Source organism: Microvirga terricola (assembly GCF_011777495.1).
Taxonomy (GTDB): domain Bacteria; phylum Pseudomonadota; class Alphaproteobacteria; order Rhizobiales; family Beijerinckiaceae; genus Microvirga; species Microvirga terricola.
On sequence record NZ_JAATJS010000003.1, the window covers coordinates 592,189 to 615,437 of the forward strand.

Genomic DNA, 23,249 nt, shown 5'->3' on the forward strand with positions numbered 1-23,249 from the left:
TTACAATTCGCCGCCTGTCGCCTGACGTAGCGCCTGCTGGTTGATGGTGACGCCGAGATCCTGGCGAGCCTGGGCGATGTACTGGTTGATGAGATCGTCGCTCATGCTGTTGCGGAGCTGCGTTTCGAAACGCTGTGCTTCCTGGGTCGTCGTGACCAGCGGAGGCACGGTGGCCGAGGTGACCTTGAAGATCGCGCGCGCATCCGTCCCGTTCGCCGTGTTGCCGGCCTTGCCGACGGGAATGGAGAAGATGCGGTTCACCGCCTCACTGGTCAGGTCGTCCTTCGCCGCGTTGCGGGCAAGGTCCGTGACGGCTTTGACAGGCGCGCCGAGTTCCTGCGCGACGACCTCGAGGGTCTCGCCCTTCTCGACCCGTTCGGTGAGCTGGCGGGCCTTTTCCGACAGGCGCTGCGCGATCTCGTCCTCACGCCATAGGGTGGCGACCTGATCGCGCACCTCGTCGAGAGTCTTTGCGCGGGTCGGCTCGATGCCGGTCACGTCATACCAGACATAACCGCCCTTGGCGGCGCGGACAGGCTCGTTGTCGACGCCGATATCGGAGGCGTAGGCGGCCTTCAGGAGCGCATCGCGCTCCGGCAGGTCGACCGGCTTGCCGCTCTTGTCGAGGCCTTTGGAATCGGCAGCAGGGATCTGGACCAGGGTCAGGCCCTTTTCCTTCGCGATGTCGGCGAGCGGGCGCGCACCGGCGCGGGCATCCTCGATCGAGTCGTGCAGTTTCTCGATGGCTTCCTGGGCGCGTGACTGGGCGATCTCCTGGCGGATTTCGCCGGCCACTTCCTCGAAGGGGCGCACGGATTCCGGCTGAACCTTCGTCACGCGCACGATCACCGGGCCGAACCGGCCCGCGACGGGGCCGCTCGTCGCCCCTTCCGCCAGCGAGAAGGCGGCGTCCGCGACGGCAGGATCGAGCATTTCGGACTTGGTGAAGGTGCCGAGGTCGAGATCCGGCTGCGAGACGTTGCGCTCTGCCGCGATGGCGTCGAAGGTCGCACCTTCCTTGATCTTGCTGAACGCGGCTTCCGCCTCTTCCTGCGAGGGGAAGGCGATCTGCTGGATCGTGCGGCGCTCAGGGGTGCCGAACTTGGCCTTCTCCTGCTCGTAGCGCTGGCGCGCATCGGCATCGGACACGGTCTCGGGCTTCGCGACCGTCGAGGCGTCGATGGAGAACAGGGCGAGGGCGCGGTATTCGGGCGCCTGGAAGGAGCCCTTGCGCTCGTTGAAGAAGGTCTGAAGCTGATCGTTGGTTGGGGCCGGGATGTCACCAGCCATCGACGCGCTCAGAACGACGTACGACGCCGCGCGCTTCTCGTTGGTATAGCGATTCAGGGCCTCGCGCGCCGCAACTGGCACGTTCAGGTCGCCCGCGATCGCCTCGCCGAGATGGATGCGGGTCATGGCCGCGCGCTGCTCGTTGACGAAACCGGCTTCCGAGAGGGAGGCATTGCGCAGGACCTGATCGAACAGGGCGCGGTTGAACTGGCCGTCGGCGCCCTTGAAGTTCGGATCGTCCACGATTGCGCGCGCGACCGTCTGATCGGAGACGCTTAAGCCCAGCTTCTTGGCCTGCTCGGTCAGGACGGCCTCGCTGATGAGCGTGTTCAGGACCTGCTGGTCGATGCCGTAGAGGCGCGCCTGTTCCGGCGAGATGATGGTGCGGAACTGGCGGCCCAGGCGCTGCAACTCGTTGTTGAACGCGGTCCGGTACTGCTCGATGGTGATGTCGGTATGACCGATGCGGGCAACCGTGGAGCGCGGCGTGGCCCGGAAGATGTCGCCGATGCCCCAGATGGCGAAGCTGACGATCAGAATCCCGAAAAGGACCGTGAAGATGGTCTTGCCGATCAGGCTTTGCCCGATGTTGCGCATTCCTCGAAGCATCGTGAACCCGTTCACTAAAAAACACTTTGTCAACGGCGATAGCCGATCAGAGGCCCGGCGAAAAGGGCAAGTCTGGTTGAAAGAGCCCCTCGGCCTCTGCTAGTGCGGGTCGATCAAGCGTGACAGGAGTGCCGTTAATGAGCGTCGATCGGCCGCGCCCACTGGTGGCGGGGAACTGGAAAATGAATGGCCTGAAGGCTTCCGCCAAGATTCTGGCGGAGATCCAGGCAGGGTATTCGGCGGCTCTCAAGGCCAAGGTCGATCTGGCCATCTGCCCGCCCTCGACGCTGACCGCGATCTTCGCGGTGACCTCGGTGGGCAGCCGGGTCGCCATCGGCGGGCAAGATTGCCACGCCAAGGAATCAGGCGCCTATACGGGCGAGATTTCGGCCGAGATGCTGGCCGATGCCGGGGCTGATTACGTTATCGTCGGCCATTCGGAGCGCCGCCAGTACAATGGCGAGAAGGATGCGGATGTCGCGGCCAAGGCCGCCGCTGCCTATCGCGCCGGCCTCACGGCCATCGTCTGCGTCGGCGAAACCAAGGCTGAGCGCGAGGCGGGCAAGACCCTCGCCGTCGTCCGCAAGCAGCTTCGTGGTTCCGTTCCCGCCGGTTCGACGGCTCAGAACCTCGTTATTGCCTATGAACCCGTCTGGGCCATCGGCACCGGCCTGACCCCGACCGCCGCCGACGTGGCGGAGGTCCACGCGGCCATCCGCCAGGAGCTGCGGCGTCTTGTCGGCAAGGCGGAGCAAAGCAAGGTCCGGATCCTCTACGGCGGCTCCGTGAAGCCCTCGAATGCGGCCGAGTTGATGGCGGTGGACAACGTGGATGGCGCCCTCGTGGGCGGCGCGAGCCTCGTCGCGGCCGATTTCCTGGGGATCGCCGGGGCCTATCTCGGCTGAAGAGCGGCCCGGAGCGGCGGGGCGATTGCTACAAAGTGTCTGTCATAAAGGGTGCTTGCGGGTCTTTGATCCCGCACACACCTATGCTACAGCGCGCCTAACGAAAGAAATGCGAGCGGCTGACGCCCTTCGGCGCGGCCGCTTGAGGTTTTTGAATCGATGCAACAAGTTCTCATCATTATCCACCTGCTCATCGTGCTTGCGCTGATCGGCGTGGTTCTCCTGCAACGCTCCGAAGGCGGTGGCATGGGCCTCGGCGGCGGGGGAGGCGGAGGCGTTTCCGGTTTCATGACCGGCCGCGGGCAAGCCAACGCGCTGACCCGTGCGACGGCGATTCTGGCGGCTCTGTTCTTCGTGACGAGCCTGGCGCTTTCGATCATGGCGGGTCGTGGCTCTGCGCCGCGCTCGATCATCGATGGGGCTTCGCCCACGGCTCCGGCCGGCCAGCAGGCTCCGGCAGGCGGCAACATGCTTGAGCAGTTGCAGCGGCTCCAGGGCGAGCAGCCCGGCAGCCAGGCTCCGGCGGCTCCGCCGCCCGCGCCGACGGCGCCACAAGTGCCTCAGTCTCAGTAAGCCGAAGATCGGGCCGGTCTCTCCGGCCCTCTCTTTTTGTGGATGGTCATTGAGTGGCTCGATTCGCGATTGCGAATCGGCACTCCTTCTTTTTGGATAGGGGTCCATGACGCGGTACGTATTCATCACCGGCGGCGTGGTGTCTTCGCTCGGCAAGGGCTTGGCTTCGGCTGCCCTGGGAGCGCTTCTCCAGGCTCGCGGCTACAAGGTCCGGCTTCGCAAGCTCGACCCATATCTCAACGTCGATCCGGGGACGATGAGTCCCTATCAGCACGGCGAGGTCTTCGTGACCGACGACGGCGCCGAGACGGATCTCGACCTCGGCCATTACGAGCGCTTCACCGGCGTTCCGGCCACCAAGGCCGACAACATCACCACGGGCCGGATCTATCTCGACATCATCACCAAGGAACGTCGGGGCGATTATCTCGGCGCGACGATCCAGGTGATCCCGCACGTCACCAACGCGATCAAGGATTTCGTGCTGACCGGCAACGAGGGCTTCGATTTCGTCCTCGTCGAGATCGGCGGCACGGTGGGTGACATCGAGGGCCTGCCGTTCTTCGAAGCGATCCGCCAGCTCGGCAACGATCTGCCGCGCGGGCAGGCGATCTATGTCCACCTGACGCTTCTGCCGTTCATTCCCTCGGCGGGCGAACTCAAGACCAAGCCGACGCAGCACTCCGTCGCGGAGCTGCGCTCCATCGGTATCCAGCCCGACATCCTGCTCTGCCGCACGGATCGCGAGATCCCGAAGGACGAGCGCCGCAAGCTCGCCCTGTTCTGCAACGTGCGAGAGACGGCGGTGATCGAGGCGCGCGATGCGCCCTCCATCTACGACGTGCCGCTTGCCTATCACGAGGCCGGGCTCGACAGCGAAGTGCTGGCTGCCTTCGGCATCGACCATGCCCAGGGGCCGTCCCTGACCCGCTGGACCGACATTTCCGAGCGCGTCCACAACCCGGAGGGCGAGGTCAACATCGCCGTGGTCGGCAAGTACACCGGCCTGAAGGACGCCTATAAGTCGCTGATCGAGGCGCTGAACCACGGCGGCATCGCCAATCAGGTCAAGGTCAACCTGAACTGGATTGAGAGCGAGATCTTCGAGCGCGAGGACCCAGCTCCGTTCCTGGAAGGCATCCACGGCATTCTCGTTCCCGGCGGTTTCGGCCAGCGCGGGGCGGAGGGCAAGATCCGCGCCGCCCGCTTCGCGCGCGAGCGCAAGGTGCCGTATTTCGGCATCTGCTTCGGCATGCAGATGGCGGTGATCGAGGCCTGCCGCTCGCTGGCGGGCGTCGAAAGCGCCAGCTCCACCGAGTTCGGCCCGACCCCTGATCCGGTCGTCGGCCTGCTGACGGAGTGGCTACGCGGCAACGAGCTTGAGAAGCGCGCGGCCGGCGGCGATCTCGGCGGCACCATGCGTCTCGGTGCTTATCAAGCGAGCCTCGCGCCCGGTAGTAAGGTGGCTGAGATCTATGGCGGCACCGAAATCTCCGAGCGCCACCGCCACCGCTACGAGGTCAATATGGGCTATCGTGCGCGGCTCGAGGAGAAGGGCCTGCGCTTCTCCGGCGTCTCGCCGGACGGTGTACTGCCGGAGATCGTCGAATATGTGGACCATCCCTGGTTTATCGGCGTTCAATACCATCCGGAACTGAAGTCGCGTCCGTTCGATCCGCACCCGCTCTTCAAGAGCTTCATCCACGCGGCTGTGGAACAAAGCCGTCTGGTGTGACGGATTGCTCATCGCTCTCGATGGCCGGGCTTGACCCGGCCATTTGCGTTTCTAAGGCTCTGACATAGGGAGAACGGAAACGTCCGGCTCCGCGGGCAACAAGAGCATGGGTGCCACATGACACGTCGCATCGATCATCTGGTCGTCGCCGTGCACGATCTCGACAAGGCAGCAGGGTTCTATCAGCGGCTCGGCTTTCATGTCGGCGCGCGCAACCGGCACCCCTGGGGCACCGAGAACCGCATTGTCCAGCTCCACTCATCCTTCATCGAACTCATCACGGTGGGCGAGGGCGCTGAGATCGCGCCTCATGGCGCGCACAGTTTCAGCTTCGGAGCCTTCGTGCGGGACTATCTCGCGCGGCGCGAGGGTCTGGCGATGCTTGTCCTCGACAGTTCCGATGCGAAGGCGGATGCCGCGCTGTTTGCGCGCGAGGGCATCGGCTCTTTCGAGCCCTTCACCTTCGAGCGTCGCGGCCGCCGCCCGGATGGCGCGCCGGTCCACGTGGCCTTCTCGCTCGCCTTCGCGCGGGACGAGCAGGCTCCGGGCGCGGGCTTTTTCGTTTGCGAGCAGCATTTCCCCGAGAATTTCTGGAACCCCGATTTCCAGCGCCACGACAACAAGGCCATCGACATCGCGTCCGTGGCGCTCGTGTCACCGCGTCCCGAGCGTCATGAAACGTTTTTGGCGGCCCTTACCGGCGTCGAGCCGGGTTTTCCCGCCGATCATGACCTCTCGTTCCGCCTCGCGCAGGGGCGCGTGGATGTGCTGAACCCCGACGACGCCTTCGTCGTCTATGGCTCCATCGAGCTTGACGGGGACCGCCCGTGCTTCGTGGCCTATTCGGTCCGCGTCGAGGACATCGTAAGGCAGGCGCGATGGCTCGATGCGGCCGAAGTGCCGTATCACCATATCGGCAGCAGGCTTATTGTCCCAGCAAGTGCCGCTTTCGGCGTCGCGATTGCCTTCGAGGCGACGTAAGATCGCAAACGAATCAACAGCGTCTCCTGGGGGATCATCATGGCTTCATCGTTGGCGGGCTTGCCCAGCTTCCTTGTATTCTTCGGCATCGCCACGGTCCTCGTGGCGCTCTACCTGACCATCTACACGCTCGCGACGATGCATAATGAGTTCGCGCTGATCCGCCTGAATGTGATTTCAGCGGCCACCGCGCTCGGTTTCAGCCTCGTCGGCTTCGCCCTGCCGCTCGCCAGCGCCATCGTGCACGCGCAGACTATTGTGGACTGCCTCGTCTGGGGTCTCGTGGCCCTTGCGGTCCAAATCCTGGTCTATTGGCTGGTGCGCATCGTCATGCCGAACCTCTCGCAGCGCATCGCGGCGGGCGAGATGGCGGCGGCGCTCTTCCTCGGCGCAGCCTCTCTTTCGGCTGGCATCATCAACGCGGCGGCGATGACGTTCTAAAAGACGCGGCTTATCGCGTCTGGCCTTCTGCGCGGATGACAGCGCGCAGAGGGCCGTATTCCGTCTGCTTGCGAACGTCGAGCTGGACGCGTCCGCGCGCCTGCATTCCGACCGAACTGAAGCCGCGCGTAGGGGCTGACCCCATCACCGCGTCCGCCTGCACCCTGCCGCTGATGCGCACACAGGTGGTGCGGTCCTGAAGCACCGAGAAGCCGGGTGGGCAGGGTGAGAACTGTGGTGCCGCTTGAGGCGCGCGCTCCAGTGGAGCAGCCTCCGCCTGAGAGCCGAGGGCCAGGCTTGAGAGGCCGAGAGCAAGAAGACGCCGCATCGATAGCTTTCCGGGATCACTGTTCCGCTTTAGAATAGCGCACTTTTCGACGAAAGCGGGGCCATACTTTCGAGTGGTGCTTCCGTCGGCCGAGCGCTGAAACCAATCCCCGCTTTGCGAATTAGCCTTGGCAGGACGCTTCGGAGGCTTCGCCATGGTCACAACTCATCCGACCGAGTCCGTCGAGACATTGGGCGATGAATCGTTCATGTCCGCTGCTGACCTGCGCCAATACATGACCGAGATGCAGATGGCGCGTGCCTCGAAAGAGGTCGATGCCATGGATCGCGCCGGCAAGGCGCGGGCGGATCTGGTCAAAACCCTTTCGGCGCCGGTCGATCTGACGGGAGAGCGGCTGAAGGAGATCATCGAGAATCTTCTGTTCAAGCTGCGCGCCGCCGCCGCGCGCGGCGAGACGGAACTGATGGTCATGCGCTTTCCCGTCGATCTCTGCTCCGATCACGGCCGCGCGGTGAACAATGCAGATGAGGAATGGCCCGACATGCTGACCGGAAGGCCGCGCCAGGCGTACGAACTCTGGCGGGACCATCTCAAACCCGCCGGGTACAAGCTGAAAGCCATGATCATCGACTGGCCGCATGGCCTGCCGGGCGATGTCGGATTTTTCCTGAGTTGGGGCAAGGCGAAGGCTTGAGCCGCGCGAGCGGCGAGCAGGAGGAGCAACAGGTGACCCCCAAACGTTCCCCGAAGCAAGATTTGGACGAGGGCCGCCCCTCCGGCTCCGACAAGATGAAGCGCAAGGATTTCGAGGCCGAGCTCGCAAAGCTGCAGGTCGAGCTTGTGCGCCTGCAGACCTGGGTCAAGGAGACAGGCGCGCGGGTTATCGTCATTTTCGAGGGCAGGGATACGGCAGGCAAGGGCGGCGTCATTAGCCGGATCACGGAGCGCACGAGCCCGCGCGTTTTTCGCCATGTTGCTTTGCCGGCGCCGACGGAGCGCGAAAAGAGCCAGATCTACATCCAGCGCTATTTCGCTCACTTTCCGGCTGCGGGTGAAATCGTGCTGTTCGACCGCTCCTGGTACAATCGGGCGGGGGTTGAGCGCGTGATGGGGTTCTGCACACAGGACGAGTATGACCGCTTCATCCGTCTCGCACCGCCGATTGAACGCTTGATCGTGGAGAACGGCATCATTCTTCTCAAATACTTTTTGGACGTGAGCCAGGAGGAGCAGCTGAGGCGCTTCTCCGACCGCATCACCAATCCCGTCAAGCACTGGAAGCTCAGTCCGATGGATACCGAGTCAGTGCGGCGGTGGTGGGACTATACGCGCGCCTATCAGGAGATGCTGCGTTTGACCGATACGCCCCACGCGCCGTGGTATCTGGTTCCGGCCGACAGCAAGCGGCGCGCGCGGCTCAATCTCATCGCCCACATGCTCAGCATGATCCCTTACAAGAAGATCAAGGTGGACCTGCCGAAGGTGCCCAAGGTCGAACCCAGGCCCAAGGGGATGGAAGAGGGGCTCAACGCAAACCACGTGGTGCCGCAGCGCTATTGAGCTAGCTTGATCGTGTCTCTTTGAAGCATGATCAAGCTCTCGATTCCTGATTGCCGCATGATCCGGGCGAACAACCGGCTCCCACTTGTTCTGATCATGCTCTAGCGCCGCGCCGTCACGACGATGGCTCTCATGCGGTTCTCAATGGCCGATGAACCGAAACGCGCGGCAAGAGCCTCGGCGGTTTTTTCCGTAATCTCATCGAGACGTCCCGGCGCACGGGCCTCCAGCTCGTTGCGCAGCGGCGTTCCCTGACAGAGGCCGGTAGCAAGGTCCTGGGGGGATGGCGCGTAGGTGACCTTTTCAACTGCCTCGATCTTGATGTCCTCGAAACCCGCTTCCCCCATGTCGCCACGGATGCGGTCGGGATCGGAGTATCCGAAGGGTACGCGCTCGACGAAACGGGGCGGATTGTCGGGGAGAAGACCCGCAATAGCGTCGGCGACGGCCTTGCTGACGGGATTGGCGTCCAGCCGGTCCCAGACAGTGAAGACAAACACGCCGCCGGGTTTGAGCACACGCCGCACCTCGCGATGCGCGGCGATCTTATCGGGGAAAAACATGACGCCGAACTGGCACGCGACCGCGTCGAAGGTGGCGTCCTCGAACGGAAGATTCTGCGCATCCGCCTGCCGCCATGTCACGCGCGGAGAATTGAGCCGCTTCGCAGCAAGGTCGAGCATGGCCGGATTGAGGTCGGTAGCGACGATGGTGACCGAGGGCGGCAAGGCCTTGTCCATGGCGCGCGTAACGATGCCCGTGCCCGCGGCTGTCTCAAGAACTTTCTCCGGTGCGATAGCGGCGAGCCGCGCCGCAAGATCTTCGGCGTAGGGCTCGAAGAGAAGAGGGCCGAGATACTTTTCGTAAAGCGCGGGAATCGAGCCCGCAAACGTGACGTCGGTGACGCTCATGCTCGCCTCCACCGAGAACAGCGGATCATCGCGCCGGTGGGCGGCGGTGGGCAAGGGTTGTGGGGTGGGTCTTTTGGGTAGGCCGGTAACGAGGTGCTACCGTCTTCTGCTAGTTTGTCCCATTCGGGTCGGTGATATCAGGTACAATGTACAATGCCGCCCGTGCGACAGCGTCGTTTCGCGATGTGGGGCGTTTGTCTATGCCGCCGTTTGGTTTTCGGTCCGCTCCGGTCGCAAACAATCCGCGAGAAATCCTGCGACAGATGCAACGGCGAAATTATCTCGCAAATCCCGATGAAAGGTGAGCCAAACATCCCGGGAGATTGACGCCTTTTGCAGATCCGCTCTTTGCAGTCCGTATGAACAACCGACGAAGCCGGGCAAGGCGGCGATGCCGACATGCGCCTGCGCAGCGGTGCATTGAATGGCAAGGTCGTTCGTCCGAAACACAATAGGCCGTTCACCGGCGAGTTTCTTGAGCCAGACCTGCTGGGGAACGTCATCGAGACTTTCATCGAACGCAATAAACTCGAAATCCTCTTCCCTTCTGGATGCGAGATACTCCGAAGAAGCATACAATCCATAGGTTATCGTCCCGACCTTTCGCATGACGAGGCTCATGTCGTCGGGGCGGGTCAGGCGCAGGGCGATGTCGGCTTCCCGGCGCGGCAATGACACGGTTCGGCTCTCCCCAAGCAATCGCAATCGAAGGTGCGGGTAGGATTCCTTCAGAAGCTGGAGACGCGGCCCGATCAGCGATGTTGCGATGACCGGCGGTGCGCTTACGGACACTTCGGCGGCGACGTCCTCCTTACAGGCCAGAGCCACGCGCTCTATGGCAAAAGCCTCCGCCTCTATCCGCCGCGCGTATTCCGCCACGCGGTTCCCATCAGGGGTTAGGACATAACGCCCTGATCGTCGGTCGACCAGTTTGACACCGACAGCCGCTTCGAGTGCCGCAACTCTTCGGGAGACAGTTGCGTGTTCGACCCGGAGCCGACGCGCGGCTGCTGACAAGGACCCTTCGTAAGCGAGAGCCGCGAAGTGCCGAAGATCGTCCCAATCGAACATCCCCGATTCTTTCACATCCAATGGGAGAAGTTTGGGAATTTCGCACAGACGCAGCCGATTGCAAGGTGGCCGCCTATCAATGGAGGACCGAATGTCCAATTCATCAAATGTCCGCAAGATCGTTCGCATCGAAGCCAAACCGGGCCTCGCCGACTTGGCGCGTGCGGCTCTCGTCGAACTGCAGCGGGCGACTCAGACGGAGCCCGGCTGCCGAGAGTTTGTATTTTTCCAAGCACTTGGCGATGAAAGCTCGTTCCTGCTGATCGAGGACTTCGCCAACTTGAACGCTCTCGAACATCACATGAACCTGCCACACACCCAGGCTTTCTTCGCACGAGAACTGGTTGCCGCTATCAGACCCATTGAGCGCGGGTGGATGTCGTGATCCGGCGAGCATTCGTGATGCGCTGCTCGCCGCCTCTGCGCTTCAAAAAGCTCCCCGCCAAGGCGCAATTCGTGGTGTTTCCTCTGATCCTGACATTGCTGATGTCCGGTGTCGTTTCAACAATCGCGACACTCAAGGTGGCCGGATTCGAGCCCGGCATCTTATTGAAGATTCTTCAAGCGTGGGGCATTTCCTACGCCATCGCGTTTCCGACAGCGCTTGTCGTCATGCCCCTTGTAAGAAGAATCGTTGCGGCGCTTGTTGAGCTCCCGGCCAAGGGGCGATGAAGAGCGAGCTCTCTCGCGGAGTCGATTGCTGCGGTGAGACCATCTTTCGCTAGCGAAAGATGGCAACTCACTCTGCTGCCTGCTTAGCCACTTTCCCTTTGGCCCCGGCCTTCTTCAACGGCCTGCGCGCGAGAACCTCGCGCAAGAACCGCCCCGTATGGCTCGCTTCGACCTTGCACACATCTTCAGGGGTGCCTTGGGCGACGATCTGGCCGCCGCCGTCGCCGCCTTCCGGGCCCATGTCGATGATCCAGTCGGCGGTCTTGATGACCTCCAGGTTGTGCTCGATCACCACGACCGAATTGCCCTGGTCGACGAGTTCGTGCAGCACCTCCAGAAGCTTTGCCACATCGTGGAAGTGCAGGCCCGTGGTGGGCTCGTCGAGGATGTAGAGGGTGCGGCCGGTGGCGCGCTTGGAGAGCTCCTTCGAGAGCTTGACGCGTTGCGCCTCACCGCCTGAGAGCGTCGTCGCCTGTTGGCCCACATGGACGTAGTCGAGGCCGACGCGGGCGAGCGTCTGCATCTTTTCGCGGATCGACGGCACGGCCTTGAAGAGATCGCGCGCTTCCTCCACCGTCATGTCGAGCACATCGGCGATGGATTTTTCGCGGTATTTCACCTCCAGCGTCTCGCGGTCGTAGCGCTTGCCCTTGCAGACGTCGCAGGTGACATAAACGTCGGGCAAAAAATGCATCTCGATTTTGATGACGCCGTCGCCGGAGCACGCCTCGCAGCGACCGCCCTTCACGTTGAAGGAGAAGCGCCCCGCCTGATAGCCGCGCGCCTTCGCTTCGGGCAGCCCGGCGAACCATTCGCGGATCGGGGTGAACGCGCCGATATAGGTCGCGGGGTTCGAACGCGGCGTGCGGCCGATGGGGGACTGGTCGATGTCGATGACCTTGTCCAGATGCTCAAGACCCTCGATGCGGTCGAAGGGGGAGGGATGCTCCAGCGCACCGTTGAGCTTTTTTGCCACGGCCTTGTAGAGCGTGTCGATGACGAGCGTCGACTTGCCGCCGCCGGAGACGCCGGTGATGCAGGTGAAGGTCCCGAGAGGAATCTCCGCCGTCACGTTCTTCAGGTTGTTGCCCCGCGCGCCGACGACCTTCAACATGCGGCTCTTGGAGGGCTTTCTGCGCTTTTCCGGCACCTTCACGGACATCTCGCCGGTCAGATACTTGCCGGTGAGCGACTTCGGGTTCGCCATGATCTGCTTCGGCGTGCCCTCGGCGACGATCTTGCCGCCATGGATGCCCGCGCCCGGGCCGATGTCGAACACGTAGTCCGCTTGCAAAATCGCGTCCTCGTCGTGCTCGACCACGATCACCGTGTTGCCGAGGTCGCGCAGGCGCTTGAGCGTGACGAGCAGGCGCTCGTTGTCGCGCTGATGCAGGCCGATGGAGGGCTCGTCGAGCACGTAGAGAACGCCCGTCAGGCCGGAGCCGATTTGGCTGGCGAGGCGAATGCGCTGGCTCTCGCCGCCCGAAAGCGTGCCGGAGGCGCGCGCGAGCGTGAGATATTCCAGCCCCACATCGACCAGGAAGGTCAAGCGTTCGCGGATTTCCTTGAGAATGCGGCCCGCGATTTCGTTCTGTTTCTTGGTCAATTGGCCGGTCAGGCCGCCGAACCATGCATGCGCGTCGCGTACCGAGAGAGCGGTGGCATCGCCGATGTCGGAGCCTGCGATCTTCACCGCCAGGGCCTCAGGCTTCAGTCTCTTGCCGCCGCAGGCTTTGCACGGCGTTTCGCTCATGAAGCGGCTGATCTCGTCGCGCGCCCAATCGCTGTCAGTTTCCTTGTAGCGGCGTTCCAGGTTCGGGATCACACCCTCGAACGGTTTTTTGACCTCATAGGCGCGAAGCCCGTCGTCATAGGCCATGCGGATGGCGTCATCGCCCGAGCCGTAGAGAATGACGTCGCGCACCTTCTCCGACAGCTCGGCCCACGGCTTCGTCATCGAAGACTTGTAGTGCTTGGTGATGGCTTCCAGCGTCTGGCCGTAATAGGGCGAGGTGGATTTCGCCCACGGCGCGATGGCGCCGCGCTTCAGGGGGATGCTGTCATCCGGCACGACCATCGCGGGGTCGATGCGCATTTCATGCCCGATGCCGCCGCAGGTGGGGCAGGCGCCGAAGGGATTGTTGAACGAGAACAGGCGCGGCTCGATTTCCGGGATCGTGAAGCCGGAGACGGGGCAGGCGAACTTGGACGAGAAGACGATACGTTTCGGCTGACCCTTTTCATCCTTCTCGTCGGCATATTCGATCACGGCGATGCCGTCGGCGAGGTCGAGCGCAGTCTCAAAAGATTCCGACAGGCGCGCGGCGATGTCGGCGCGCACCACAATGCGGTCCACCACCACGTCGATGTCGTGCTTGAACTTCTTGTCGAGGGCAGGGGCCTCGTCGATTGCATAATATTCGCCGTCGATCTTCAGGCGTTGAAAGCCCTTCTTCTGAAACTCGGCGATTTCCTTGCGATACTCGCCCTTGCGGCCGCGCACCACGGGCGCGAGCAGAAAGAGCCGCGTCTTCTCCGGCAGATCCAGCACCCGGTCCACCATCTGGCTGACCGTCTGGCTTTCGATTGGGAGGCCGGTGGCGGGCGAATAGGGAATGCCCACGCGCGCCCAGAGCAGGCGCATGTAGTCATAAATCTCGGTGACGGTGCCGACCGTCGAGCGCGGGTTGCGCGAGGTCGTCTTCTGCTCGATGGAGATGGCGGGCGAGAGGCCGTCGATCTGGTCGACATCCGGCTTCTGCATCATCTCCAGGAACTGCCGGGCATAGGCCGAGAGCGACTCCACATAGCGGCGCTGGCCCTCGGCATAGATCGTGTCGAAGGCGAGCGACGATTTTCCTGAGCCCGACAGCCCGGTGAACACCACAAAATGGTCGCGCGGCACCATCAGGTCGACGTTCTTGAGGTTGTGCTCCCGCGCGCCGCGAACGGAGATCACCCGCGCATCCCGGTCGCCCGCCTTGGCGCGGTTGAACAGATCGTCGATTTTAGCCATTGCCGAATTCAAGCCTGTGATGGAGTCCGAGCCGCAGGACGGCGTATCGCATATGAGACGCCAACGCCTTCCGCACAACCAGGATGCCCGATGAGTCGCGGAGGATGTTAGAACAAAAAGGGTACGTCAGGCAACGGGCGATTGACGAGGCGAGGTTCTTGATTAAAAATGTTATTTTATTTCACGAAATAGAATGGAACATCCCGGTGGCTCAGTACGATCCGCTCTCCAACACCTACGTCATCGAGGCGACTGATCTTGACCCGTTCATCGTGCCAGAGAATGTGGGCGATGCGCATGTCATCGGCGATGGGCGCGACAACGTCATCCCTGGAAATGACGCCAATAACTGGATCGAGGGGGGCGATGGAAACGATTCCATCAACGGCGGCTTCGGAGACAACACGCTCGACGGCGGGAGCGGCAACGACACTCTACATGCTGGCAGCGGTCACGATCTCCTGAAGGGCGGTGACGGCGACGATACATATTATCTCTATTTCGACGAAGAGATTGTCGAACTCGACAGTGAGGGTATCGATACGGTCGTCGCCAATACGAACTACACGTTGCCGGATCATGTCGAAATTTTGCGGGCGAAAAGCGGGGAGACAGGGTTCAAACTCACCGGTAACAGCCTGAACAATCTCATTGTCGGCAACGACGGCATGAATACGCTCGATGGCAAGGCGGGCGCCGATACGCTCGAAGGCGGCGCGGGAACGGACTTCTACTATGTGGACGACATCCGTGATGTCGTCATTGAAGAGGTGGGCGGTGGCACCAGCGACACCGTCTATACGTCGGTCAGTTACACGTTGAGCGCCAATATCGAGGTGCTCCGCGCCATCGACGGCGCATCCAGCCTTTCGCTGAACGGTAACGCGTTGCAAAACCTCATCTATGCGACTTCGGGATCGAACACCCTGGACGGCGGCGCTGGGCCTGATCTGATGGTGAGTGGTGCTGGCAACGATGTCTATTACGTCGACGATTCCCATGATGCCATTACGGACTATGGTGGCGTAGACACCGTCATCACTAGTGCCAGCTATGTCTCGGAAGACGAGATCGAGATTCTCAAGGCCTCGGGATCCGCGTCGATCAGCATTGTTGGCAATGCGTTTGCCAACACGATCAGCGGCAACGCGGGCAGCAACAAGCTCTCCGGCAATGGCGGAAACGACAGCATGTCGGGAGCAGGCGGCAACGACAAGCTGTGGGGCGGCACCGGGAACGATACGCTGGCCGGCGGTTTAGGGCGAGATGTGTTCGTCTTCGACACGAAGCTGAGCAAGAAAACCAACCTCGACAAGGTGACGGACTTCAATGTCAAGGATGACACCATCTGGCTTGACAACAAGATCTTCACCAAACTCGGCAAGGGGACGGAGGCCAAGCCGGGCAAGCTGAACGCGGCATTCTTTGCGCTCGACAAGGCGAAGGATGCCAATGACTACCTGATCTACAACACCAAGACAGAGGCGCTGTCCTACGACGCCGACGGCTCCGGCAAAAAGGCTGCCATTGAGATCGCGGTCTTTAAGAAAGGACTTAAATTGACCGCGGCGGACTTTCTTATCATCTGATCTATGCCTGCGATGATTGGATGCGGCGAGGTCGACACACCCGCCGCATCCCCCGTCGGAGCCTGACGCGTTATCGATCTGAAAGAGCCCGCTTTTCGGGAGACAACGTCATGCATGATCATCGGATTTGGATCGCCAGCGCGGCAGCGCTTCTTCTTTCCTCGCTTCCAAGCTTCGCCGGCCCCTGCACGCAGGCCATCGATGCCGCGCAAGCACGGGTGGATGCGCGGATCGAGGCCGATGCCCGCCTCGGACGGACCGCGCCCGAGAGCACTGGAGCACTTCTGCACCATCAACCGACGCCGGGGTCGATTGCGCAGGCGGAGCAGAAGCTTGGTGAGGGTAGGCATGTCGAGGCCGCGTTGAGTTTGCTCTCGGAGGCACGCAAGGCCGACAAGGCCAACAACGCCGCCGGATGTCACGAGGCCCTCGACAAAATCAACGCACTGTTCCGCTAGGCAGCGCTACTGCGCGGTCACGCTCGGCAGCGCCTGCACCTTCATCACCGGAGGCGGATTCCATTTGCCCGTCAGGGCCTCGCTTCGCGGCGCATAAAGCCGCATGGTCAGGTTGAAGGGGCCTTTTGGAGTGGGCAGCCAGTTGGCGTCCTTGTCCGCGCCGGGGCTGACGTTCTGGACATACAGCGTCAGCGAACCGTCGCCGTTGGGTTTCAGCGGCATCCAGCTGCTGAGAGCGAAGCGGTTCAGGCTGTTGGCGACCTGAAATCCCTCGCTGTCGTAGAGCGTGATGGACCAGAACGCATCGGCGGGCGGCGTCAGGCCCTTGTCGAAATGCAGCGTGTACTTGTTCGCGCCGTCGAGGGGTTGCCCGGCCTCGTCGCCGAGGTTCAGCGGATAGATCGCGTCCTCGGGCACATTGGCTCCAAGGCCCAACTGGGCGACAATGGCGCGCTTGAGATAGTAATTGCCGTAAACTCCCATGGTGTTCGTGTTCATCGACCAATGATCGACGACGCCGGCGAGAGTCGAGACCTTCCAGGCCATGAGTTGCTGCGCCGCTGCCGGGGCGCCGTCGAGCGCCTTGATCACCGTCGGCTCCAGCTTCGTTGCATCGAAACGCTTGCCCGGCTCCAGGCCGATCCGCTTCATCCGCGCGATGATCGGCTGGTCGGTGATGTGCGGCGGGTGCAGCTTCATCAGTTCCGCCGCATAGGCGAAAAATTTTTCCCCCGGCATGGTGTCGACCTGCACCTTCGGCGGTGTTTTCATGTCGATGCTGGGGTCTATCTTCACCTCCGGAGCTTTGGGCGTCTTGCCCCATTCGGACAGCGGCGTGATCTTGTAGCCGGCCTGGATCTTATGGACCGCATCGTAGTCCGCCGGTCCGTCCGTCTTGGTACGGCCGATGATCCAGATGTAGGGCGTCGGCGCATCGATGCGCTGCGTCTCCTTCGGCAGCTTGAACTCATCGACGAGGCGCTCGCGCAGATCCGGCCGCCAGCCGGGCGGCGTGACGAGGAAGTTGCCGGCCTGTGTGCCGGTGGTGCGCCAGCCCGGCGAAGCGAACACATCCGTCCACATGTCGAGCATCGGCAAAAGGTAATAGCGTCCGTTGGTGTCGGGCGCGGAGACGACCATCGGCTCCTTCGTCAAGTCGAGCCACGCGGCCGAGTACAGCGTGTCGAAGTTCGGCCGCACCACCGCTCTGAAATCGGCGGGCGGAAAGGTCGGCACGTTTGTGAAGGCGTTCATCGGTCCGCCAAGGGCGTCGCCCTTGCCGGGCTCCACGTTCGTGAGCTGCTTGCGCGTCAGGTCCATCGTCACCAGCGGGTAGAGGTAAAGATAGGCCTCGACGCCGATGGCCTGCGCCTCCGTCACCGAGATCGGGTCGTCGGCTAGCGCCGGGGTGAGGGTGGTAAGCGCGAGCGCCGCGGCGATAGAGGAGGCGTGGAGGGAGCGGGCAAGGCAAAAGCGCGACGACATGATGATCTTCCCTGTGGCGATGGACCCCTGGGTTAACGCATCAGACCCGCGTCGTTGCCGCGGCGATAGCGGGGCGGGAGGAGTACTCATGACGGCGGAGCTTCCCGCTATGGGCGCAAAGTCCTGGCCGAGGATTTAAGGCCGGGCGGAACGCCTCTTCGTCGCCCGGCCTTGCGGATTGGTCGGAACAAAGATAGAACATTTGAAAAGTCCCTTTTATTGGGGACAGGCCTGTGATGGATTGATCGCCGGCTTGTCCCTGAGGCTCCGGGGCTTCAAAAACACGGCCTTGAATCTGAACGTATGGAGAGGCTCGATGGCGGGCAGCGTGAACAAAGTCATCCTGGTGGGCAATCTGGGTCGCGACCCGGAGGTGCGTCGCCTCAATTCGGGCGAGCCGGTGGTGAACCTGCGCATCGCGACCTCCGAGACCTGGAAGGACAAGGCGACCGGCGAGCGCAAGGAAAAGACCGAGTGGCACTCGGTCGTGATCTTCAACGAGAACCTCGCCCGCGTGGCCGAGCAGTATCTCAAGAAGGGCTCGAAGGTTTACATCGAGGGCCAGCTCCAGACCCGCAAATGGCAGGACCAGTCCGGCCAGGAGAAGTACACGACCGAGATCGTGCTGCAGCGTTTCCGCGGCGAGCTGACGATTCTCGACAGCCGTGGTGGCGGCGCGGGCGAATACGGTGACGAAGAGGGCGGCGGCCAGATCAGCCGCGGCGGCGACTTCGGCCGTTCGTCACCCATGGAGCGCCGCCCGGCTCCCGCCAGCAGCAGCAGCGGCGGCGGAGGCGGCTCGCGCTACAGCGACCTCGACGACGACATCCCGTTCTAGTCCACCCGTTTCTGCCTCCCGTCGGGGCGCGGGCACATGACGATTGCTGGCATGGACGCCGCCGACACGGCGTCCAAAAGCTGCTGACGCACCTGACGGGATCGCTCTATTTCGTCTATCCGTCGTCGTGGATACCTCGGCCTTCGGCCACAGCCTGCATCTCGCCCAATTGATTGGAGCTGCCGCCATTTCTTGTCGCGGTAGCAGGCATGAATCTCGGTTGGTCGTTCCGGAAAGCGAAAGCCGGTGAGAATGCCCCTCCAGCCATCGAGTAAGGCAGAGGAGGTCTTGTCAAAATGATTTTGAACTATATAACGTTTACGCTACGTTATATACTTAAAATCCGGATGCCGCACCATGACGTTGACCCTGACCCTGCAGAATTTTTCTCGGCCGACCGCCTCGTCTCTCATCAAGCTCATCTCGGCCGATGCCGCAGGAGTGCAGGGCAATTCCATTAGTGGGCAGCCGACTTTCAGCCCTGACGGCCGTTACGTCTTCTTCACCAGTGATGCCGGAAATCTGGTCGGCAATGACGAGCTTGGATACGGGGATATTTTTCGTAAGGATCTGCTGACCGGCGCCATTACCCGCTTTGTGAGCACGGCGAGCGGAGGAGAGCCTCATGGCTCCAGCGGCTATAGCAGCGTGAGCGCCAACGGGAACTATCTCGTCTTCAGCAGCGTCGCTAAGGATTTGACGGAAGGCGGCACTGCCGGCCTCCACAACCAGATTTACGTGAAAAACTTGACGACTGGCGCGATCACCTTGGCCTCGACCGTTGACGGCCTGGAGGGCAATGGATCCAGCTATCGCGGCCAGATCAGCAATGACGGGCGTTATGTCCTCTTCGATGGCGAGGCAACGAATCTTGTCGAAGGGGACACAAACGGAGTCTGGGACGTCTTTGTCAAGGATCTCGAGACCGGCACGATCAGCCGTGTCTCGACGGATGCCACGGGCGCACAGGGCAACGGTACCAGTGTGCGCGCCCAGCTCACCGCCGATGGTCGCTATGCCCTGTTCGACAGCTCGGCCAGCAATCTCATTGACAACGACAAAAACGGACAATTCGATATCTTCCTCAAGGATCTGAAAACCAGAGAGGTTACTCGCGTCTCGACAGGGGGCGACGGCCAGGAGGCGAATGGCGACAGTCACTATGGAAATCTCAGCGCCAACGGGCAATACGTCGTGTTCACCAGTTCGGCCAGCAATCTTGTCGATGGCGATACCAACGGCATGGCCGATGTGTTTCGGAAGGATCTTCGGACGGGGGAGGTGGTCCGGGTTTCAACGGCTTCGGACAACGCTCAATCCACGGGCCAGTGTGATTATTCGAAGATCAGTGCCGATGGGCGGTACATCGCCTTCGCCAGCGATGCGGGCGATCTCGTGTCCGGGGATGGCAACGGCAAGCAAGACGTCTTCGTCAAGGATATGCTGACTGGCAAGATTGCGCGCGTATCGGCGTCGACCGGTGATGGTGACGATGATAGTGGCTCCGACGGCTTCGCGTTCTCGCCCGATGGGAGGCACGTCATCTTCGCTAGCGATGCGAGCAATCTCGTCGTCGGGGATACGAACAATGACGGCGACATCTTCTTCGTCGACATGGCGCTGATGTGGCAGGCCGATGCCATCCGCGCGGGGCGCTATGTCGAGGCCAAGCTCGGCGTCGGCCTGGCCTCCTCCGTCAGCCTCGATTGGGGAGACGGCACCGTCGACACCCTGATGCCGACCGGCGGCAGCGCCAGCTTCAGCCATGCCTATACCACGACCGGCGTCAAAGCGGCGCTTGCGACGGTGAAGGAGGGCCGCCAGACCTGGGTCGTTCCCTATCTCGTCGATCTTGCCGCCGGCACCATGAGCCGCAACACCGCCAAGGCAGATACCGTGACGGGTAGCGCAGCGGTGGACAAGCTCTACGGCGACAGCTTCAACAACGTGCTCGTCGGTGGAGCTGGCAACGACGTCCTTTCGAGCGGGGTCGGCAACGACACGCTCTATGGCGGCCTCGGCAACGACACGCTCAAGGGCGGCGCAGGCAAGGATGTCTTCGTCTTCGACACCAAGTCGCACAAGACGAAGAACTTCGACCGGATCGCCGACTTCATCGTGAAGGACGACACGATCTGGCTCGATAATGCGGCGTTCGGGAAACTTGGCAGCGGGTCGCTCGCCAAGCCGGGCAAGCTGAACAAGGGCTTTTTCGTCATCGGCGATCACGCCAAGGACAAGAACGACTACCTGATCTACAACAACAAGACCGGTGTTCTTTACTACGACGCCGACGGGTCGGGCAGCGGTAAGGCGGTCGAGGTTGCGGTTCTGTCGAAGGGCCTCAAGATGACCTATGCCGATTTTCTCGTGATCTAGTATGCTTGTCGCGTGCCCGCTCTCAAGTCAGGGCGCGCTTCCAGCTCAACACCGCCAAGGCGATCAGCCATGCCATCAAAGCCAAGTTGGCCGGCATGCCGATGGCCATGGCGGGAGCTGAAAATCCGGTATAGGCGATGACAATTCCGGAGGCCGTGGTCGCGATGCCTCCGGCGATGCCGATCAATCCGGTCCATCGGGGAAGACGTCCGTCGATCGCAACGGCGGTCCCCACAATTGCGGCCATAAAACCCAGAAGCAAGCTGTTCATGCTTGCAAGGCCGATCTCGATCTGACGCACGCCGAAAGCGGCCGCGAAAAGCGCGGTCTTCTCGGGTTCCGGGGCGGCTGTCCAGCGGTCGACCATCGCTTTCAAGGCAACGCCGTCGACCGCCTGCAGAGCCGCCGCCGTCGCCATGCTGGCGATGGCGACAGCCGCTCCCAGGCGCGCCCAGGATCTCGCGGGTCCTTCTTCCAACCGTCGTGCTAGAAGCACCAGCGCTCCAATCATGGCCCAGAGGCCCGCAAGCTGCAGCAGGTGGCTTACGACCCAATGCCTGTCCGCAGCATACTCGGCAAAGGCCTCCGCCGCGATGTTGGGATCGGCATGCATGGGGTGCAGCAAGGTCCCTGCGAACAGAAGCCCGGTGCCGAGAAAGGCGAGAACCGAAAAAAGCGGAAGTGTCGATTGGTGCTGCATGGCATGCCCCGAATGGTCGAGCCTGTGCGGATCCTCGGGGAGAAAATGATTCTTTTCCCTTAGCAGGCCGGATATGCGCTCAGTGTTAGTGACTTCATGGAATGACGGGACTATGACGATTTCCGGCGGCGCAAGGCCGCTTTTCGATTGGTTTGCACCCCCATCATGTCAGTCCCTTCACTCGACACGCTTCTCACCTGGATCAAGACCGAAAGCCCCACCGACTCTCCTGCCGGAGTCAACATGATGATGGACCTCGTGGTGGCCCAGATGTCCGGGGCGCCGGTCACAGTAGAGCGGATCGCGGGCGAGCTGCACGGTCTCGGCGACGTGCTGATCCTGCGTGCGGGACCGCGGACGGACGAAAAGCCCATTCTGGTCATGTCGCATCTCGACACGGTGCATCCCATTGGGACGGCTAGGGCCGACCTGCCGATCCGCATCGAAGGCGACCGCCTCTATGGTCCGGGCGTCTATGACATGAAGGGCGGCGCATGGTTCGCGCTGGAGGCTTTCAAGGAAGTCGCGAGCAAGGGCACGGCGGCGCGGCCTATCGTCTTCCTGGTGACGCCGGACGAGGAAATCGGCAGTCCGCTGACCCGCCCGATGATCGAAGACCTTGGCCGCCGTTCGGCCTACACGCTCGTTACGGAGCCCGCTCGCGACAACGGCCTCATCGTCACCGCGCGCAAGGGCGTGGGCCGCTTCGACGTGCATGTGGAAGGCCGCCCGGCTCATGCGGGTTCGCGCCACAAGGATGGGCGCAATGCTATCCACGAGGCGGCGCGGCATGTTCTCGCCATCGAGGCGATGACCGATTATGCGCGCGGCATCACCACGACGGTCGGCATGATTTCCGGCGGCACGGCGGTGAATGTGGTGCCGCAGCATTGCCGCTTCCCGGTCGATATCCGCGTCGAGACAGTGGCGGATGGCGAAGCGCTGAAGGCCGCGATCCTCGGGCTGAAGCCGCACAATCCCGACATGAAGGTCACCGTCAGCGGCGACATGAACCGGCCGCCCTATGAGCGCACGGAAGGCGTCGAAAAGCTCTTCGAGCACGCCAAGGGCCTCGCCGCCGAGATCGGCTTCGAGCTGATCTCCGCGCCGCGCGTCGGCGGCGGCTCTGATGGCAACTTCACCGCGGCCATCGGCACGCCCACCCTCGACGGCCTCGGCATCGACGGCGATGGCGCGCACACGCTGCAGGAATACGGCGTGATTTCCTCCATCGCGCCCCGGCAGGCACTGATGAAGCGCCTTCTGGAGACGCTCAACTGAGTGCGGTCGCGATCAGCGATCTGCGTTGGCGGCCCGATTTCGTCGATACGGTCGCGGATCGGATCTGGCGCGCGTTCTGGAAGAAGGATGGGCATCCGCTGGAGCTGCTCACTGGCCTCGTTCGACAGAGCCTCGGCCCCGATGCGATTCCGACCGCGCTCGTCGCACATGAAGGGGATCGCTTTCTCGGCACCGTCTCCGTGATCGCTTGTGACGAGGAGAGCCGTCCGCAATATACGCCCTGGATCGCCGCGCTCTGGGTCGAGCCGGAGGCGAGACAGCGTGGGATTGGCGCGGCGCTCGTCGAGAAAGCGGCGGAGATGGCTTTCGCAACCGGCGCGGAACGTCTTTACCTCCTCGCCGGCGCTCATCGGCGCGCCTTTTATGAAGCGCGCGGTTGGGCCATTCTAGAAGAGGATGTGCCGAAGCCCGGTATGTTCATCCTCACCCGCAGCCCCGTTTGAAG

At 62.4% G+C, this 23,249-nt stretch carries 22 protein-coding genes and 1 pseudogene; 15 read left to right on the forward strand and 8 right to left on the reverse strand.

All coding sequences use genetic code 11. The annotated features are described in order from the left end of the window. Positions 1–1,899: a SurA N-terminal domain-containing protein gene (locus HB375_RS11165; RefSeq protein ID WP_167673051.1), complete on the reverse strand. Its 1,899-nt coding sequence runs from the start codon at positions 1,897–1,899 to the stop codon at positions 1–3. A gap of 137 nt (positions 1,900–2,036) precedes the next feature. Here HB375_RS11165 and tpiA point away from each other — a divergent pair, with 137 nt between their 5' ends. The 5 genes from tpiA (at position 2,037) to HB375_RS11190 (ending at position 6,534) form a co-directional block, all read left to right on the forward strand. Next, the gene (tpiA, locus tag HB375_RS11170; protein ID WP_167673052.1) at positions 2,037–2,804 is read left to right on the forward strand and encodes a triose-phosphate isomerase; all 768 of its coding nucleotides are present in this window, start codon (positions 2,037–2,039) and stop codon (positions 2,802–2,804) included. A gap of 159 nt (positions 2,805–2,963) precedes the next feature. After that, positions 2,964–3,377 carry a preprotein translocase subunit SecG gene (gene secG, locus HB375_RS11175; RefSeq protein WP_167673053.1) on the forward strand — a complete coding sequence of 138 codons (414 nt, stop codon included), beginning with the start codon at positions 2,964–2,966 and terminating at the stop codon, positions 3,375–3,377. Between the two features lie 106 nt (positions 3,378–3,483). Beyond that, positions 3,484–5,112 carry a CTP synthase gene (gene pyrG, locus HB375_RS11180; protein WP_167673054.1) on the forward strand — a complete coding sequence of 543 codons (1,629 nt, stop codon included), beginning with the start codon at positions 3,484–3,486 and terminating at the stop codon, positions 5,110–5,112. Positions 5,113–5,229: 117 nt separating this feature from the next. Next, positions 5,230–6,093, forward strand: coding sequence for a VOC family protein (locus HB375_RS11185; RefSeq protein ID WP_167673055.1), 864 nt, complete (start codon positions 5,230–5,232; stop codon positions 6,091–6,093). A gap of 39 nt (positions 6,094–6,132) precedes the next feature. Continuing rightward, the gene (locus HB375_RS11190; protein WP_167673056.1) at positions 6,133–6,534 is read left to right on the forward strand and encodes a DUF350 domain-containing protein; all 402 of its coding nucleotides are present in this window, start codon (positions 6,133–6,135) and stop codon (positions 6,532–6,534) included. Between the two features lie 10 nt (positions 6,535–6,544). Here the strand turns inward: HB375_RS11190 and HB375_RS11195 are convergent, their stop codons facing one another. Then, the gene (locus tag HB375_RS11195) at positions 6,545–6,862 is read right to left on the reverse strand and encodes a porin (protein ID WP_167673057.1); all 318 of its coding nucleotides are present in this window, start codon (positions 6,860–6,862) and stop codon (positions 6,545–6,547) included. A 154-nt stretch (positions 6,863–7,016) separates the two neighbouring features. On the opposite strand from HB375_RS11195, the gene HB375_RS11200 reads away from it, so the two are divergent. Further along, positions 7,017–7,517, forward strand: coding sequence for a hypothetical protein (locus tag HB375_RS11200; RefSeq protein ID WP_167673058.1), 501 nt, complete (start codon positions 7,017–7,019; stop codon positions 7,515–7,517). Positions 7,518–7,612: 95 nt separating this feature from the next. Further along, positions 7,613–8,383 carry a polyphosphate kinase 2 gene (gene ppk2 / locus HB375_RS11205; protein ID WP_167673270.1) on the forward strand — a complete coding sequence of 257 codons (771 nt, stop codon included), beginning with the start codon at positions 7,613–7,615 and terminating at the stop codon, positions 8,381–8,383. A 101-nt stretch (positions 8,384–8,484) separates the two neighbouring features. Here the strand turns inward: ppk2 and HB375_RS11210 are convergent, their stop codons facing one another. The 3 genes and pseudogenes from HB375_RS11210 to HB375_RS18585 all read right to left on the reverse strand — a co-directional run. Beyond that, the gene (locus HB375_RS11210; RefSeq protein WP_167673059.1) at positions 8,485–9,294 is read right to left on the reverse strand and encodes a class I SAM-dependent methyltransferase; all 810 of its coding nucleotides are present in this window, start codon (positions 9,292–9,294) and stop codon (positions 8,485–8,487) included. A gap of 198 nt (positions 9,295–9,492) precedes the next feature. After that, positions 9,493–10,173 (reverse strand): LysR substrate-binding domain-containing protein, encoded by a 681-nt coding sequence (locus tag HB375_RS11215; RefSeq protein WP_343232395.1) that lies wholly within the window; start codon positions 10,171–10,173, stop codon positions 9,493–9,495. Between the two features lie 18 nt (positions 10,174–10,191). Then, positions 10,192–10,494 (reverse strand): annotated as a pseudogene (locus HB375_RS18585) (helix-turn-helix domain-containing protein); the annotation flags it as partial. Between HB375_RS18585 and HB375_RS11220 the strand changes: the two are divergent. Both HB375_RS11220 and HB375_RS11225 read left to right on the forward strand, forming a co-directional pair. Then, complete coding sequence (locus tag HB375_RS11220) at positions 10,457–10,750, forward strand: putative quinol monooxygenase (RefSeq protein ID WP_167673060.1); 294 nt, start codon at positions 10,457–10,459, stop codon at positions 10,748–10,750. The pseudogene HB375_RS18585 and the gene HB375_RS11220 overlap by 38 nt on opposite strands. Then, complete coding sequence (locus HB375_RS11225; RefSeq protein ID WP_343232396.1) at positions 10,747–11,037, forward strand: DUF2798 domain-containing protein; 291 nt, start codon at positions 10,747–10,749, stop codon at positions 11,035–11,037. The genes HB375_RS11220 and HB375_RS11225 overlap by 4 nt, the downstream gene beginning before the upstream one ends. A gap of 67 nt (positions 11,038–11,104) precedes the next feature. On the opposite strand, the gene uvrA is transcribed toward HB375_RS11225, so the two are convergent. Beyond that, entirely contained in the window at positions 11,105–14,053 is a 2,949-nt protein-coding gene (uvrA, locus tag HB375_RS11230) for an excinuclease ABC subunit UvrA (RefSeq protein WP_167673061.1), read from the reverse strand. 206 nt (positions 14,054–14,259) lie between these two features. Here uvrA and HB375_RS11235 point away from each other — a divergent pair, with 206 nt between their 5' ends. Next, positions 14,260–15,642, forward strand: coding sequence for a calcium-binding protein (locus HB375_RS11235; protein ID WP_205800142.1), 1,383 nt, complete (start codon positions 14,260–14,262; stop codon positions 15,640–15,642). Positions 15,643–15,752: 110 nt separating this feature from the next. Further along, on the forward strand, positions 15,753–16,100 hold the full coding sequence (locus tag HB375_RS11240) for a hypothetical protein (protein ID WP_167673063.1): 348 nt from the start codon (positions 15,753–15,755) through the stop codon (positions 16,098–16,100). A 6-nt stretch (positions 16,101–16,106) separates the two neighbouring features. Here the strand turns inward: HB375_RS11240 and HB375_RS11245 are convergent, their stop codons facing one another. After that, positions 16,107–17,585 carry a DUF1254 domain-containing protein gene (locus HB375_RS11245; protein WP_167673064.1) on the reverse strand — a complete coding sequence of 493 codons (1,479 nt, stop codon included), beginning with the start codon at positions 17,583–17,585 and terminating at the stop codon, positions 16,107–16,109. 316 nt (positions 17,586–17,901) lie between these two features. Here HB375_RS11245 and HB375_RS11250 point away from each other — a divergent pair, with 316 nt between their 5' ends. Both HB375_RS11250 and HB375_RS18420 read left to right on the forward strand, forming a co-directional pair. Continuing rightward, positions 17,902–18,423 carry a single-stranded DNA-binding protein gene (locus tag HB375_RS11250; RefSeq protein ID WP_167673065.1) on the forward strand — a complete coding sequence of 174 codons (522 nt, stop codon included), beginning with the start codon at positions 17,902–17,904 and terminating at the stop codon, positions 18,421–18,423. Between the two features lie 357 nt (positions 18,424–18,780). After that, positions 18,781–20,802, forward strand: coding sequence for a PD40 domain-containing protein (locus HB375_RS18420; RefSeq protein WP_167673066.1), 2,022 nt, complete (start codon positions 18,781–18,783; stop codon positions 20,800–20,802). Positions 20,803–20,824: 22 nt separating this feature from the next. Here HB375_RS18420 and HB375_RS11260 read toward each other — a convergent pair whose 3' ends face one another. Continuing rightward, a complete protein-coding gene (locus HB375_RS11260) occupies positions 20,825–21,502 on the reverse strand; it encodes a hypothetical protein (RefSeq protein WP_167673067.1) in 678 nt (225 codons plus the stop codon). A 165-nt stretch (positions 21,503–21,667) separates the two neighbouring features. Between HB375_RS11260 and HB375_RS11265 the strand changes: the two genes are divergently transcribed. Continuing rightward, the gene (locus HB375_RS11265; RefSeq protein WP_167673068.1) at positions 21,668–22,783 is read left to right on the forward strand and encodes a M20 family metallopeptidase; all 1,116 of its coding nucleotides are present in this window, start codon (positions 21,668–21,670) and stop codon (positions 22,781–22,783) included. A gap of 146 nt (positions 22,784–22,929) precedes the next feature. After that, on the forward strand, positions 22,930–23,247 hold the full coding sequence (locus HB375_RS11270; RefSeq protein WP_343232406.1) for a GNAT family N-acetyltransferase: 318 nt from the start codon (positions 22,930–22,932) through the stop codon (positions 23,245–23,247). Positions 23,248–23,249: the final 2 nt, after the last annotated feature.

Excerpts from the sequence above, each read along its gene's own strand:
- HB375_RS11165 (WP_167673051.1), bottom strand. The coding sequence starts at position 1,899 with ATGCTTCGAGGAATGCGCAACATCGGGCAAAGCCTGATCGGCAAGACC.
- tpiA (WP_167673052.1), top strand. The coding sequence starts at position 2,037 with ATGAGCGTCGATCGGCCGCGCCCACTGGTGGCGGGGAACTGGAAAATG.
- secG (WP_167673053.1), top strand. The coding sequence starts at position 2,964 with ATGCAACAAGTTCTCATCATTATCCACCTGCTCATCGTGCTTGCGCTG.
- pyrG (WP_167673054.1), top strand. The coding sequence starts at position 3,484 with ATGACGCGGTACGTATTCATCACCGGCGGCGTGGTGTCTTCGCTCGGC.
- HB375_RS11185 (WP_167673055.1), top strand. The coding sequence starts at position 5,230 with ATGACACGTCGCATCGATCATCTGGTCGTCGCCGTGCACGATCTCGAC.
- HB375_RS11190 (WP_167673056.1), top strand. The coding sequence starts at position 6,133 with ATGGCTTCATCGTTGGCGGGCTTGCCCAGCTTCCTTGTATTCTTCGGC.
- HB375_RS11195 (WP_167673057.1), bottom strand. The coding sequence starts at position 6,862 with ATGCGGCGTCTTCTTGCTCTCGGCCTCTCAAGCCTGGCCCTCGGCTCT.
- HB375_RS11200 (WP_167673058.1), top strand. The coding sequence starts at position 7,017 with ATGGTCACAACTCATCCGACCGAGTCCGTCGAGACATTGGGCGATGAA.
- ppk2 (WP_167673270.1), top strand. The coding sequence starts at position 7,613 with ATGAAGCGCAAGGATTTCGAGGCCGAGCTCGCAAAGCTGCAGGTCGAG.
- HB375_RS11210 (WP_167673059.1), bottom strand. The coding sequence starts at position 9,294 with ATGAGCGTCACCGACGTCACGTTTGCGGGCTCGATTCCCGCGCTTTAC.
- HB375_RS11220 (WP_167673060.1), top strand. The coding sequence starts at position 10,457 with ATGTCCAATTCATCAAATGTCCGCAAGATCGTTCGCATCGAAGCCAAA.
- uvrA (WP_167673061.1), bottom strand. The coding sequence starts at position 14,053 with ATGGCTAAAATCGACGATCTGTTCAACCGCGCCAAGGCGGGCGACCGG.
- HB375_RS11240 (WP_167673063.1), top strand. The coding sequence starts at position 15,753 with ATGCATGATCATCGGATTTGGATCGCCAGCGCGGCAGCGCTTCTTCTT.
- HB375_RS11245 (WP_167673064.1), bottom strand. The coding sequence starts at position 17,585 with ATGTCGTCGCGCTTTTGCCTTGCCCGCTCCCTCCACGCCTCCTCTATC.
- HB375_RS11250 (WP_167673065.1), top strand. The coding sequence starts at position 17,902 with ATGGCGGGCAGCGTGAACAAAGTCATCCTGGTGGGCAATCTGGGTCGC.
- HB375_RS18420 (WP_167673066.1), top strand. The coding sequence starts at position 18,781 with ATGACGTTGACCCTGACCCTGCAGAATTTTTCTCGGCCGACCGCCTCG.
- HB375_RS11260 (WP_167673067.1), bottom strand. The coding sequence starts at position 21,502 with ATGCAGCACCAATCGACACTTCCGCTTTTTTCGGTTCTCGCCTTTCTC.
- HB375_RS11265 (WP_167673068.1), top strand. The coding sequence starts at position 21,668 with ATGTCAGTCCCTTCACTCGACACGCTTCTCACCTGGATCAAGACCGAA.